This is a genomic window from Microcoleus sp. A6-C6 (assembly GCF_036705955.1).
In the GTDB taxonomy this organism is placed as follows: Bacteria; Cyanobacteriota; Cyanobacteriia; order Cyanobacteriales; family Microcoleaceae; genus Microcoleus.
Genome location: NZ_JAUBVR010000067.1, coordinates 19,759 through 33,276 on the forward strand (window position 1 = coordinate 19,759; position 13,518 = coordinate 33,276).

11 protein-coding genes and 1 tRNA gene are annotated in these 13,518 nt (G+C 45.9%); 3 read left to right on the top strand and 9 right to left on the bottom strand.

Annotated elements, in window-relative coordinates; all coding sequences use genetic code 11:
- The first annotated feature begins 138 nt into the window (after window positions 1-138).
- Window positions 139-1,965: a peptidoglycan-binding domain-containing protein gene (locus tag QUB52_RS22305; protein ID WP_332976274.1), complete on the top strand. Its 1,827-nt coding sequence runs from the start codon at window positions 139-141 to the stop codon at window positions 1,963-1,965.
- Window positions 1,966-2,137: 172 nt separating this feature from the next.
- Here the strand turns inward: QUB52_RS22305 and QUB52_RS22310 are convergent, their stop codons facing one another.
- From QUB52_RS22310 to lipA, 3 genes are all read right to left on the bottom strand, one after another.
- The gene (locus QUB52_RS22310) at window positions 2,138-2,665 is read right to left on the bottom strand and encodes a transcriptional repressor (RefSeq protein ID WP_265236610.1); all 528 of its coding nucleotides are present in this window, start codon (window positions 2,663-2,665) and stop codon (window positions 2,138-2,140) included.
- Window positions 2,666-2,910: 245 nt separating this feature from the next.
- Window positions 2,911-4,179 carry an RNA polymerase sigma factor SigC gene (gene sigC, locus QUB52_RS22315; protein ID WP_265236608.1) on the bottom strand — a complete coding sequence of 423 codons (1,269 nt, stop codon included), beginning with the start codon at window positions 4,177-4,179 and terminating at the stop codon, window positions 2,911-2,913.
- A 701-nt stretch (window positions 4,180-4,880) separates the two neighbouring features.
- A complete protein-coding gene (lipA, locus tag QUB52_RS22320) occupies window positions 4,881-5,771 on the bottom strand; it encodes a lipoyl synthase (protein ID WP_332969625.1) in 891 nt (296 codons plus the stop codon).
- 74 nt (window positions 5,772-5,845) lie between these two features.
- On the opposite strand from lipA, the gene QUB52_RS22325 reads away from it, so the two are divergent.
- Both QUB52_RS22325 and QUB52_RS22330 read left to right on the top strand, forming a co-directional pair.
- Window positions 5,846-5,919, top strand: a tRNA-Pro gene (locus QUB52_RS22325).
- A gap of 462 nt (window positions 5,920-6,381) precedes the next feature.
- On the top strand, window positions 6,382-7,506 hold the full coding sequence (locus QUB52_RS22330) for an EAL domain-containing protein (RefSeq protein WP_332969607.1): 1,125 nt from the start codon (window positions 6,382-6,384) through the stop codon (window positions 7,504-7,506).
- A gap of 46 nt (window positions 7,507-7,552) precedes the next feature.
- On the opposite strand, the gene QUB52_RS22335 is transcribed toward QUB52_RS22330, so the two are convergent.
- The 6 genes from QUB52_RS22335 to QUB52_RS22360 form a co-directional block, all read right to left on the bottom strand.
- A complete protein-coding gene (locus tag QUB52_RS22335; RefSeq protein WP_332969609.1) occupies window positions 7,553-8,428 on the bottom strand; it encodes an SDR family oxidoreductase in 876 nt (291 codons plus the stop codon).
- Window positions 8,429-8,713: 285 nt separating this feature from the next.
- Window positions 8,714-9,499, bottom strand: coding sequence for an exodeoxyribonuclease III (gene xth / locus QUB52_RS22340; protein ID WP_332973733.1), 786 nt, complete (start codon window positions 9,497-9,499; stop codon window positions 8,714-8,716).
- Between the two features lie 76 nt (window positions 9,500-9,575).
- Window positions 9,576-9,965, bottom strand: a complete 390-nt coding sequence (locus QUB52_RS22345; protein WP_332973735.1) for a hypothetical protein — start codon at window positions 9,963-9,965, stop codon at window positions 9,576-9,578.
- Window positions 9,944-10,354, bottom strand: a complete 411-nt coding sequence (locus QUB52_RS22350) for a HEPN domain-containing protein (RefSeq protein ID WP_332973736.1) — start codon at window positions 10,352-10,354, stop codon at window positions 9,944-9,946. The genes QUB52_RS22345 and QUB52_RS22350 overlap by 22 nt, the downstream gene beginning before the upstream one ends.
- 307 nt (window positions 10,355-10,661) lie before the next feature.
- Window positions 10,662-10,820, bottom strand: coding sequence for a hypothetical protein (locus tag QUB52_RS22355; protein ID WP_265236596.1), 159 nt, complete (start codon window positions 10,818-10,820; stop codon window positions 10,662-10,664).
- Window positions 10,821-11,706: 886 nt separating this feature from the next.
- Window positions 11,707-12,897 (bottom strand): M20 family metallopeptidase, encoded by a 1,191-nt coding sequence (locus QUB52_RS22360; protein ID WP_265236592.1) that lies wholly within the window; start codon window positions 12,895-12,897, stop codon window positions 11,707-11,709.
- Window positions 12,898-13,518: the final 621 nt, after the last annotated feature.

The following is a 13,518-nucleotide window of genomic DNA, read 5'->3' on the forward strand; positions in this document are numbered from 1 at the left end:
TTGAAGGTAATTTTTTTTCAGAAACGGGTGCTTCGTGCAAACAGGTAAACATTAGCCTTGATAGCTCCTGGGCGGCTCACAGCTCAGCTTGAGTTTGCTCGTACATCACAGCCACAAACAATTTCACACTAAAAATTTATGGAATCCCTCGCCTACCTCGAACTTGCTCTTGTTTGCGAAGCACCCGCAGAGTCGAAAATTTTTGATGGGCTAAAGTGGCAAAATCGATCGAGTCACACTTATGTTCATTTGTTATCTCTGGCTTTGATGCTGTCGGTTTTAAGTGCGGCCGGTTCGGCTTTTGCTCAAATAGATCCTGTTAGTCCAGATGTGCGCTCTGTTCAAGACAGGTTGCGGGATCTTGGTTATTTTCCCCGCTCTTCCACTGGTCAGCTCGGCCCAGTAACTAGACAAGCTCTGACTAACTTTCAACGAGACTATCAACTGTCACTGACTGGTCAGCCCGATCGAGCTACGGCGATCGCTCTCAACAGTTTAGCTGAGGACGATCGACCTTTTAAAACTACTTATACAAACTATAGCTATACCGAGCTCAGTTTTGGAGACACCGGTGCAGAGGTTTCGGCCCTCCAGCGCAGGTTGCGGCAGCTAGGCTACTTCAACACTCATCCCACAGGAAATTTTCGCGAAGTTACTGTCCGTGCGGTGAGATATTTCCAGCGAATTAATGAGCTGCGGGTGACTGGAGTTGCTGATAGGCAAACTTTAGCTTTGCTGTTTGGCTCCATCGGGCCGATTCCGCCCGCTACGCCTCCGGGGAATATTGCGGGAAATGGTGGTTGCAAGGGGCTGCGGTTCGGCGACAGAGGGGCGACGGTAGACTTGATCCAGCGGCAGTTAAAAGCTTTAGGCTATTTTGAAGGTGGCGTTGACGGCAAGTATCGGGAACGCACTCTCTACGCTGTAACTCGTTTTCAGCAAGATTTCAATCTGGTTTCTGACGGCTGCGCTGATACTGCTACTTTGACGGCTATCGATGCCCAGATGAGGGCTAATCAAATTACCTCATATCCTGGGGAAAATGACGAGCAGAGTAATGCTGGAGATTTTCTGGAGTTGGGCGACAGAGGCCGAGAAGTAGAATTTGTGCAGAGGCGGCTGCAACAATTGGGTTATTACAGGAGCCAGATTCACGGTTGGTTCGATCGACCAACTCAACAAGCTTTGATCCGGTTTCAGAGAGATTGCGGGATGTTCGGGACAGGGCGGGTCGATCGCAGCACTCGATCGGCTTTGCGGCAAGGCAACAGGCAGGCTGCATGGGAAAATGACGAGCAGAGTAATGCTGGAGATTTTTTGGAGTTGGGCGACAGAGGCCGAGAAGTAGAATTTGTGCAGAGGCGGCTGCAACAATTGGGTTATTACAGAAGCCAGATTCACGGTTGGTTCGATCGACCAACTCAACAAGCTTTGATCCGGTTTCAGAGAGATTGCGGGATGTTCGGGACAGGGCGGGTGGATCGCAGCACTCGATCGGCTTTGCGAGAAGGCAACAGGCAGGCAGCAAAGGCGCAGCAGCCAGTCGCAACGGGTATCCGGCGGGGTGATACAGGGCCTGCTGTCCTACAGCTTCAATCAGCGCTCAGAAGTCTGGGTAAAAATCCCGGCCCGGTGAACGGAGTATTTGGAGCCGAGACTGAATGGGCGGTGCTGTCGTTTCAGCAGGAACGCAATTTGTCGCCGGCGACGGGTATTGCCACTCCGGCAACTTTGGCGGAGCTCCAAAACGGATTGGCTCGACGGTTGGCTGTTCCTGCTGTTCCGATTAGCAGCACTGTCAATTCTCGATCGAGCATTCAGCAATTACAAACGCGGCTGCAAGGCCTCGGCTTTTACACAGGCTCAGTCAGCGGAGTTTTTGATGCTCCGACGAGAGACGCGCTCGATCGAGCTCAGCGCAGTTACGGCGTTAGCAGTGACGATTTGTTGAGCCAAACTTTTTAAGGACTTGCGGACGCTACATCAAACAAATCGGGTTTCTCACTTCCGAGTCATTCGTGAAATGATGTATTTTCCTTGAAAAACCGGTTTCGGCGTAACTGCGATCGCACTTGCGCCGATTTTTTTTGTTAATTATTGTAACAATCTGTACTTGAAACGCGAAAATAGTGTATATTCACTCGATTGAATCCAGAGCGTTGTGACCGTTTTCGGCGATCGACTTCGGACAAGACCAATTGCTGGAAACCAAAGACGGCCATCCCATCCGCAAAGCTTCATGGCACACCGTATGAATGGTTAGCTGGCAGTCTAGCAGGTGCAATCCAGACTTTTCAGATTGCTTCATGCCAATTTTTAAGATCGAATCGTTGTTAAACTCGATCGTTCTGTTGCACTGAACGCAGACTAAGTGATGGTGGTGGTGCGGATAAGGTTGGTTTATTTCATAGTGTTTGTGACCTTCTGCTAGTTCTAGTTCGCGGAGCAGGCTCATCCTTGCCATTAACTTCAAAGTTCGGTAAATGGTGGACAAGCTAATGTTTTCCCCCCGATTTTTCAACAAAGTATACAAATCCTCGGCGCTCAGGTGATTGCCTTTGGGGAGGTTCTGAAATACGTGCAAGATGGTTTCCCGTTGGGGAGTCATCCGCCAGCCTTTGTCATTGAGTTCGGATTTGAATGAAGACGCGGTGTAAAGTGCCATTATGACCCTCTCAAGAAAGTCTGCCTATTGACAATCATACACAACGATCGAGATATTGTGCAAATATCGAAGCTTGTTGAAAAAAGGTTGAGGAAAAAATTTATTTTTTGATATTTTTAGATCGTAAACAGGCCCGAAAGCCCCAGACAGAAGACAGAGAAATCGTTGAGAAGTAGAAATCAATACTTCTGCTTTCCGCCTTCTATCTAAATTCAGAAACCGACAGTAGATGCACACCCATTAATTTAATTCAGAGACTCCAGATAGTCACGGACGCGGTTGCGGCGCTTCGGTTGACGGAGTTTTTGCAAAGCCTTAGCTTCAATTTGGCGGACTCGCTCGCGGGACAAGTCGAGAGCACGACCGATTTCTGCCAGAGAGTAGGGGTGTCCGTCACCCAAACCAAAGCGCATCAGAATTACATCTCGTTCGCGGCTGGTCAAATCTGCCAACAGTTGCTGCAAGTCGCGGTGCAGAGCTTCTCGCATCAGCATTTCTTCTGGGGAGATGCTGTCGGTTTCGAGCAAGTCGCCCAATTCTGTATCTTTTTCGTTGCCCACTTTAGTTTCCAGAGAAACAGAGCGGGGGACTCGCAGCAATACTTCCCGAACTTGGGCGGCGGTCATGTCCAACTCAACGCCGATATCTTCGATCGTAGCTGTCCGACCTTTTTCTTGAGAAATTTTGCGCTGGGCTTTCTTGATTTTATTAAGTTTTTCGGTGATGTGAACCGGGAGGCGAATGGTACGGCTTTGAGTTGCGATCGCCCGCGTGATTCCCTGCCGAATCCACCAGTAGGCATAGGTACTAAACCGATAGCCCCGCGTCGGATCGAATTTTTCGACAGCTCGTTCCAGTCCGAGAGTACCTTCTTGTATTAAATCGAGCAATTCTAAACCGCGATTTTGATATTTTTTCGCCACCGAAACTACCAGGCGCAGGTTCGCCTTAATCATGTGGTCTTTTGCTTCAACGCCTTCAGATTGAATTCTTTCGATTTCCTCCACCGTCATCTCTGCCAACTCAGCCCAATGGCGCTTGCCTTCGGCCATAATTCGCTTGAGTTCTGGCACGTCACTGACACCGGCGGTTAATGCCCAGCGTTCTAGGGAAGGTTTGTGTCCCAACTGTGCAGACAGCCGATCGCGCACTTGAATTAAATGTACGAAGCTTTGAATCAGCCCTTCTTCCTGAGAAGCGACGGTGTTGCGCAATTCCATCAATTTGATGTAGCGCTGAACTTTTTGAGCTTCAGAAACTTCTTCGTCTCTACCCAAGAGACGAACCCGACCGATTTCTTGTAAGTACAGGCGCACTAAATCTGTAGTGCGGCGGTTAGCATTTTTTTGCAATTTGGATGCTGTGTCTGCATCTTCAGTCTCTGCTGCATCTTGGTCGATGGGTTCGTCTCCAGCTTCTTCAGCATCTTCATCCAACACATCTACATCTTGCAAGGGATTCACTCGCAGTTGTTCGTCGAATTCAGCTTGAGCGTAAAAAGAGGTGGCTGGCATAGTGATTTTCTCAATTGCTTTTGGTGAAAAGATGCTACGCTTAGCGGTTATTTATAATTATGATGCCCACTTTGTTAAGAAGAAGCATCGCCGCTGTTTGTTTCTTGACTAACTTTCCTGACTTTGTGCTGTTGTTCGATCGAGCTTTTGCTGCCCCACTTGTTTTACCAAGATTCGGGAAAACGCTAAGAACTTTCTGATGTAACAGGTTGAAGGCCCGAAAAGTGCGTTGTACTTCTTTGTTTCTGTAGCTAGTATAGATAGTGACTGGCTAAAAACAAGTGACGTTCGTCAGAAGTTAAGTTAATCTTCATCACCAATAACCTGGTTCCCGATCACTTCAGAAAAATAGGTATTTTTTTAATAAAACTTTACATAATTCGGCGATCTTGATTAAATACTGGCAGTTTGCGGAACTTGAATCCGTTGCCGGTTATGAACTTCAGAGTTTTTACAGTTCGCATTACCGAAGCTCGCGCCTGACGCAAAAACCGGGTTTCTCGACAAAAATTCTGGATTTAAACCCAGAATTTGAGGAAGAAACCCGGTTTCTCAATATTTTTGGCGTAAGTATGGAGTTTGATGGGGCGCGAGGCCGATATTTTTTTGCTGTTTGCCGTGGCTTCCCGGTTAACTTTACCTCAGAGCGCCAGCAATTGAGAATGGTTCTCTATCGCGTGAGTTAACTCCAATTAAAATTGCTAGCGTGGGTAAAGCTTCATCAATTCCCTCACTTGTTCGGCGTGATACGAACTGCGAGTTAAGGGAGAAGCGACAACTTGCAAGAATCCCAAAGATTCGCCAAACTCTCTCCAAGCATCAAACTGTTCTGGCGGTACAAAGCTTTCTACGTTCAAGTGCTTTTGAGTCGGTTGTAGATACTGTCCAACTGTCAAAATATCGCAGCCAACAGCCCGCAAGTCCTGCATCGCCTCCCGAATTTCGGCGTCTGTTTCTCCTAATCCCACCATGATCCCGGATTTGGTATAAACCGCTGGTGCGATTTCCCGGCTGCGCTGCAAAAGTTCCAGGGTGCGATCGTACTTTCCTTGTGGTCGCACCTTGCGGTAAAGTCGCTTTACGGTTTCAGTATTGTGATTCAGTACATCGGGCTTGGCTGCGAGAATAATTTCTAAAGCTTGCCAGTTGCCACACAAGTCGGGAATCAAAACTTCTATAGTTGTATCGGGCATTGTCGATCGCACCGCTTGAATGCACTCGACAAACTGAGATGCGCCCCCATCCGGCAAATCATCCCGGTTAACAGAGGTAATCACGACGTGGTTGAGTTTGAGTCGCTGCACCGCCTGCGCTAATCTTTCTGGTTCCGTCGGATCTAAAGCTTGGGGCTTTTTCTCAAAATCGATATCGCAGTAAGGACAGGCACGGGTACAAGCCGGGCCCATAATCAAAAATGTGGCAGTACCTGCGCTGAAGCATTCGCCGATGTTGGGACACGAAGCCTCTTCGCAAACCGTATTCAGGGATAAATCCCGCAAAATTTCTTTAACATTGCCGACGCGCTCCCACTGAGGGGCTTTAACTCGCAACCACTGGGGCTTAACCGTCACGTCTGTCTCCGCCTGAGTAATGTTTTACAAAACATTATATACGAGCTGGCTAAGTTTTTACCTGAGTGATATGCTAAAAGTAGATTGACTAAATTCGGGATGTAGCGCAGCTTGGTAGCGCACCTCGTTCGGGACGAGGGGGTCGCAGGTTCAAATCCTGTCATCCCGATTTTCAAATTAAATCGGATATTCCGCAGCAACTGAGTTTGTTTTAGCTTGGTTTGGGCGATCGCGAGGCGTTCTATACTTATGGTGGGGCTGAAATTGGCGATCGGGCTGTTAATCCCCCTTGACCCTAAAAATTAACTATAACCGTTATTTTTGCAAAGCAATGTAGAGAATAATGTGTCAAGAATCAGAGCAGCAGTAGAAAGTAGAGAGCAAGTCTGAATATTCTCCCTTTGTTGAGATTCGGGACAGGGTTTGATTGTATTTACTAGATTCGGTGCTTATAAATTTTACCAAGGTTTGAAACCAGAGGCAAGTAAAAACACTGCCCTAATATTTTTTAACGATTCCTTAATCAATATTTACACCTTGAGGTAGATGTATTAATAGCTGAATAGGCTTAGATTTAATAATCTATATTATAGTAATTCTGAAATTAATTCAAAAATCGGAGGATATTCTAGTGAAAAGAAGTGGCAAAACCTTCGGCTCCTGCTCTCGCTGCGAAACAGTACCCGAAAAAATAGAGGGCAGCGGAGGTTTATACCTGTGGTTTCCAGTATCGCATACGCTGAACAAATTTATTTCTGCACTGGCAAAGACTAAACTTGAATTCCAGCTTGTAGAAGAGAGCAAGTGTTTGTATGTGATCCTTCATGACATAGGAAAAGAAAAGTTTAGCGCCCTAGCATCATCGGTTCTGACAAATCAAGAGTTGAAAGAGACAAAAGTTTTGTGGATGCGCGAAGCTGAACAACCAAAATTTAGCGATTTTTATCGCAGCACTTCCTTAGACTCGTTTATTAACTTCAGCAAGTCTGATTGGCTGTTAGATTTATTGTCCGAAGAACGCATTACTACACATTTTCAGCCGATTGTTCATACCTCAGATACTTCTAAAATTTTTGCCCACGAAGCCCTACTCCGAGGAATTGACGAGCAAGGAAACTTAATTTATCCGGGTCGGATTTTTGCCCAAGCAGAATCAGCAGGCCTACTTTTTCAACTAGATGTTTTAGCCCGGACTCGCGCTATCCGCGAAGCCCATGTTTACGACATCAAAGAACTACTTTTTATTAATTTTTCTCCAACTTCAGTTTACGATCCCGCTACGTGCCTGCGAAGAACAGTACAGGCTATTGATGAAGCGGGAATTCCTCACAGCAATATTGTTTTTGAAGTAGCGGAATCTCAGCACCCCCCTGATATCGATCACTTGATAAATATTCTGAGGTTTTACCGAGAGGCCGGATTTTTAATTGCCCTGGACGATTTTGGCAGCGGTTCTTCTAATCTAAATTTGATGCACCAGTTGCGTCCCGATTTTATTAAGTTAGATATGCAATTGATTCGCAACGTCCATCAAGATTATTATAAGGCACTAATTACTGAAAAAATGTTAGAAATTGCCGTTCAATTAGAGATTAAAACTGTGGCTGAAGGTGTGGAAACGGTCGAGGAATTAGATTGGGTTCGGGAACGAGGAGCCAATTTTGTTCAAGGTTATTTGATTGCTAAGCCGACTTCTCCGCCCATAACAAATACTAGCTATATTGGTGGAGTACAAGCTGTTTCTTTGTCTGATTAAAATGTTTGCAGTTGCGTTGGTTTTTGTGCAACTGCAAACGAGTCTTTTAAACGCTCAAATTGCGCCGCAAAAAGCTTTCCAGAGATTCCATTCTCATGCCGTAGATTGATTCCAGATTTTGCACTTCTTCGGGAGTGCAGAAAAACTCATTAGCCAGCAATACCCGCAAAGTTCCTAAGCCTTTTTGAGCTTGAGGATTCAACAAGCCCAAGGCATTTCGCAATCCGTCAAACACAACCAAGGGCGGGTTAATTACCAGAGGTTCGCGATTGAACAAGCGTCCGAAAATGCGAGCAATGTCGTCTCTGCTCAGAACATCCGGGCCGCCGACTGGTAAAATTTGGTTGCGCGCGCCTTCAGTAGTTGGTGAGTCTACGGCAATTTTTGCCAAGTCGTCGGTACTGACAACAGAGGTGCGGTTTTTGCCGTCGCCAATCAGCAGGTAAAGTCCGGTTTCTCTAAATCTTTCGGCCAGTGGCAGCAGGCTCGAAGCGAAACCGGCAGGCCGCAAAATGGTATAATTTAATCCGCTGTTTTGCAGGTATTTTTCGACTTCTCGCTTGGCTTTGAATACTGCCGAATCTTCGTATCCGCGATCGACTCCCAGTACAGAAATAAAGACAAAATGCTCAACTCCGGCTTCTTTGGCGCAGTCGATTAGTTCTATATTGGCGCGGTAGTGTACTGCTTGAACGTCGCCGCCGGTGCCGTGGGTGCTGATGATGTACTGCACTCCTTGGCAAGCTTTTTTGATGTCTTTGTCTTGTTTCAAATCACCGATAAAAATTTCTGCGCCTCGATTTTCTAGTTCCGAGTAGCGAGAACTGAGGCGGACAAATGCGCGGACAGGCTTTTGTTGATGTCTGATTTCTCGTACTATTCGGCGGCCTAGTGCGCCTGTTGCTCCAGTTACTAAGAACATAATTTTTTGGGGTTGGTTGTTATAAGCGAAGGAAGTTCGACAGCGGATTTTGTAACGGATTTAACGGATTGAAGAAGTAATTTTCTGCAAGGGGTTTTAGAAACCAGGTTTCTTGAATTTATGGTTGCTAAACCTAAGATTTACGGTATAAACCGGGTTTCTTTTGCAAAGCATCGCCTAGGATTCTAGAAAGAAAACCAGTTTTTTAAATTTCTGGTTGTTAAACCTAGGATTTCTGGTATGAACCGGGTTTCTTTTGCCTTATTTTTATTTATAACTCACAATTCAAATCTCGACAATTACGGGGGTGTGGTCGCTGGGTTTGACTAATTTTCTGGGAGCAATATCTATTGTACAGCTTTTTGCTTTTTCGTAGAGGGCAGGGCTGAGATAATGGTGGTCTATTCTCCAGCCGTTGTTGCGGGGAAATGAGGCGGCGCGATAGTCCCACCAGCTATAATATCCGCCTTCTGAGGTGAATTTGCGAAAGGGGTCGTTTAATCCTAATTCGGTGATTTCTGTTAGTGCTTGGCGTTCGGCTACTGATAGGCCAGCGGAGTTTGCAGCAGCTTTGGGATTATGAATATCTCGATCGTCCGGTACGATGTTGAAGTCGCCGCAAATGCACAGGTTGGGGGATTTGTCTAGTGCTATTTTGAGGTATTCTTGCAGCAGTTTGAGCCAATGCAGTTTGTATTCATATTTCTCTGAACCGACTTCGGAACCGTTGGGAACGTAGACGGAGATGATGCAAATATCGTCTATAACCCCGGCAATGAGGCGCTTTTGTTCGTCGAAGCTGCCGACGGTTTCGGGGCCGAGAATGGGGGAAAATCCGGTGCTAATTTGTGACAAGGGCGATCGGCTAAAAATAGCTACGCCGTTGTAGGATTTTTGACCGGAAATGTAACAGTTGTAGCCGATGTCGAGGAAGGGTTGCAGGGGAAAGTCTTTGTCTGTGACTTTGGTTTCTTGTAAGCAGAGAATGTCTATTTGGTTGGTTTGTAACCAGTTAGTAACGTGTTCTATGCGAGTGCGAATTGAGTTGACGTTCCAGGTGGCGATTTTCATTAATATAGTAATCCCAAGAGTTATGTTGGTGGGAGATGGCTTGCACCTATTTTAAGCTATTTTTTGCCCTGTCAACTCACTTGATTTGATAAATGTAAGCATCTTCGATCCAGGTCTGATTAACCCGATTATTTGTCAGTCTTCTGCCTGATAAGTCTAAATTCCAATCTTGTTGTGACTGACGTAAGCCCTCAATTAATTCATGTTTGGGGCTGACTGCTACAAGTGCTGTCCAATCGATTTTCAATTCTGGTTTAACTTGGCGAAATACTGAGAGAATTTCCCCATAAGTTTTCAGGGAGCCTTCGCGATCGTACAGAGGTGAGGTGAGCATCAGCCGCCATGTTTCCGGTCCTGGTGCGTAGTTCCAGAGAGCAGAATCAACTGATAAATCTGCTGCATTGAGAGCATCTATTAGTCTTTGACCTTCTGCTATTTCTTGACTTAATAATGTTGCTGTAGCCATTGTAAAACTCCGTGAGTCGGATCAGTGATTGCTGAATAAATATCGAGGGCTTTTTGTCGGTCATGTGTTTGATAGCGGCTTTCTTCTGACCAGTCTCTGACCTCTAACCATCGCAATGAAAAATTAGCATCGTTGATGAGAGACTTTAACTCTTTATCAAGTTTAGCAAGTTTAACCAACTTTTCTAAATCGTGAGTGTAACTGTCCATAACAGTTTTTTTGTCAGGAAAATCAAATTTCTGAGTTTGCTTGGCAATGCAAGCCTTTAAAGCGCATTCAATGACATAACCGCTCAGGTAGTAAGCACCTGAATATTTATGATTGTTGAGCAGCACTTCTACTTCTTCAAGTCTAGTGAGTGCTAGGTTCTGTAAATCTTGTCTATTCAAAAGTTTAGCATACCTCCATAAAATTTGACTATTTTAGCTCTAGTTTAGCAGAGCGATAAGTTTATCCGTTTTTGCTTCGGGTTTTGTTTATTATATATTCTCTGATTACTGGCTCGATCGTAAAGTGCGATCGCCCATTTTGTTTTACTGTTTCAACTAATGACCGCCTTCCTAAAGATTGCATGATTTTCAAGAGTTATGGCGGTGATAGTTGCAGGTTTTCGGGTGTTTTTGAGATTTCGGCTGGTTCGGGGGTATTGGCTAGCCATGCGATCGCCTGTTGTTCTGATTCGGTTAGGCGATCGCACTACTGGTGCAGCAGAGACTCTAAATCACCTAAAAATAAGGTATCATAGGAGAGAAACTCGGCAACGCTGCCGCCGAATAAATCTTGAATCATAGTTGCAACTATATTTAACCATAGGGGATTGCCTCGGTAAAGATCAATCAGTTGGGAGCATCTCATTTTAGATTTTATAGTGCTGTCCCCGCTCGCGAACGGGCACGGGCACCGCGCCTACAAAGGACTTGAAGATTGAATTAAGTTTGTTTGCAGGGTTTGCAGTGATGGAGAATTGCGGAGGCTGCGGTAAATAATATAATCGAATTCGTGTTAAATTTGTGGGATAAGTTGGAGAGTTAGGGCGGTTTTGCCAATGCCGGATCAGCCGTATATGGTGATCAGGCGGGTGCGGTTTTCCAAAATCCACTGTTTGAGGATGTGCGGTTATAAAATAGGTTGGGTTCTAGTACATCAGCTAATTCCAATCGCAGTTTTGGCTGACTGTTGCTAGAGTTTTTATGATTTTGCTTCTCTAAGTTTGGGGTTTATAAGGATTGAGGATGGTTTCCACAAACCTTGAACTTACCCACTTATGCCTGATCGCCAAAATGTGATGAAACTATGGAAAACTACCATTGTTTGTGTATCGAAAATTTGATTGATTGATGTCTTCGCCTAATATTTCTGAAAATATATTCCATAATTTCGATGCTACTTTCTTGATATGAACCTGACTCAGATGGCAGTTTTTAGCAATTTATGGGTATTTTTGACGTTCCGAGTGCCACCTAAAATCGCTTCCGGTACGTGGTTGAAATGCTTTGCTGTGTTGGCCAATACGAATTAATCAGCCCAGTTTAAGACTTCTTGATCATCCATAGGTCGAGGAGGGAGTTTGGTTTTTCTTATTTTATCCTAATTAGATTGTCGCTCTTTGTTGAGGGATTGTCGATCGCCACACACCTACAGCTACAGTAAATATTAGGTAAGGTGCGTCGCTATTAGATTGTCGCTCTTTGTTGAGGGATTGTCGATCGCCACACACCTACAGCTACGATTAGAAACGATATCACTTACTTGCTTGTTGTTTCCAATATTGACAAGCAGCATAGGCCAAGGTGACAGCGCCCGTAACTATAGCCGCTTCATCCACCTCAAACTGCGGGTGATGGAGGGGATAGTTGGGTTTGTCAGTCAGTCCCACTCCCAAGCGAAACATGGTGCCCGGTGCGTGTTCTAAATACATCGAAAAATCTTCCGCGCCGAGGGATGGTTCTGGTAAAATTTGAACGCGCGATCGCCCTAAAGCTTCTAAAGCCGCAGTTTCGACTAATTGCGTCAGTTTTGGGTCGTTTTGGACTCCGGGCACGCCGCGCTTGTAGGTGAGTTCGTATTTTGCGCCGTAAGTCGCGCAGACGCTGGAAACAATTTGTTCGATCCAAGCCGGTAGTTTTTCGTGGGTTTCGGGATGGAGCGATCGCACTGTTCCCAATAATTTTACGCGATCGGCAATCACGTTTGGCGCGCGTCCGCCGTTAATTTGCCCGATCGTCAAAACCAGTGGCCTCAAAGGATTTTGCGTGCGGCTAATTGCCTGCTGCAAAGTGGTAATTATCTGAGAAGCAATCCAAATTGCGTCGATCGCCTCGTGGGGGCGCGCACCGTGGCCGGATTCGCCGATCACAATCAATTCTAGGTCATCTGCCGCCGCCGTCAGTGCCCCGTGGCGGATACCGACACAACCGCCCGCAATCGTCGGAAAAACGTGCACTCCGAGGATACCATCAACATCTTGCATCGCCCCATCTTTAATCATCCATTGAGCGCCTTGGGCAATCTCTTCCGCAGGCTGAAACAAAAAGCGGACGTTACCAGGCAATTTTTCTTTTAACTTCGACAAAATCATTGCCGCGCCCAAACCGACTGTAGTGTGGATATCGTGGCCGCAGGCGTGCATCACTCCCTCATTGCGGGAGGCAAATTCTAGGTTAGTACGTTCTTGAATTGGCAAAGCGTCCATATCGGTGCGAATTGCCAGCCACCGGGGCTCGGTGTTGTCAACTTTGAGCTCGCCGAGCACTCCTGTCTTGCCGATTCCTTCTATGGCGCGGACTCCGCTGGAAGCCAGAACACCCGCTACATAGGCGGCGGTTTGATATTCTTGGCCGCTGAGTTCGGGGTGCGAGTGGATGTGGCGGCGAATTTCGATCAAGCGGGGTGCGAGGGTAGCGGCTAGTTCTTGGATGCGGGCAAGAAGCATAGATTATCTTGGGGAGAGCTTTAGTCAACTAGGTTAACGCATATGTTTGGGGGTGAACAGGGTTACAACGCACAAAAGTGCGATTCACGCGCGGGATAGCTGCGCCGCGCGTGCTTTTAGATAGCAATTCTATTTCGTTTGTGAATAATATTTTTTCTCACCGCAGAGGGCGATCGGATTTTTATGTGAAGTGCGATCGTCCTTTCTGTCTCATTTAGGACTTACCCATAAATACCAAAGAAACCGGGTTTTTCACGACAGTTAAAGGCCAGGATGCAGTATTTCGGTAAAAAACCCGGTTTCTGCCTCCAGGAGTACGATCGTCAGAATGTTTTAATTGGCGATCGCCAGCGCATCCGAAAACAATATAACAGAGTTAATGCTTTTAACAAGCTTCGCATCCGTCGAATTGCACAAAAGACAGTAAAATATGCAGTATCCAGATACAAAAAGGCTTAACTCATGGAACCATTACTAGCAGCAGCTTTGGCAATTTACACTATTCTTAGTACCAAAGCATTAGAAAAAGCAGGAGAAAAACTGGGGGTAGTGATAAATATGTAGTGATTAGATATTCATTGGCTCAAAACATAGTTGTAATGATGGATAAAATACCAAATA

Excerpts from the sequence above, each read along its gene's own strand:
- QUB52_RS22355 (WP_265236596.1), bottom strand. The coding sequence starts at position 10,820 with ATGAGATGCTCCCAACTGATTGATCTTTACCGAGGCAATCCCCTATGG.
- xth (WP_332973733.1), bottom strand. The coding sequence starts at position 9,499 with ATGAAAATCGCCACCTGGAACGTCAACTCAATTCGCACTCGCATAGAA.
- QUB52_RS22305 (WP_332976274.1), top strand. The coding sequence starts at position 139 with ATGGAATCCCTCGCCTACCTCGAACTTGCTCTTGTTTGCGAAGCACCC.
- QUB52_RS22360 (WP_265236592.1), bottom strand. The coding sequence starts at position 12,897 with ATGCTTCTTGCCCGCATCCAAGAACTAGCCGCTACCCTCGCACCCCGC.
- QUB52_RS22335 (WP_332969609.1), bottom strand. The coding sequence starts at position 8,428 with ATGTTCTTAGTAACTGGAGCAACAGGCGCACTAGGCCGCCGAATAGTA.
- QUB52_RS22310 (WP_265236610.1), bottom strand. The coding sequence starts at position 2,665 with ATGGCACTTTACACCGCGTCTTCATTCAAATCCGAACTCAATGACAAA.
- QUB52_RS22345 (WP_332973735.1), bottom strand. The coding sequence starts at position 9,965 with ATGGCTACAGCAACATTATTAAGTCAAGAAATAGCAGAAGGTCAAAGA.
- sigC (WP_265236608.1), bottom strand. The coding sequence starts at position 4,179 with ATGCCAGCCACCTCTTTTTACGCTCAAGCTGAATTCGACGAACAACTG.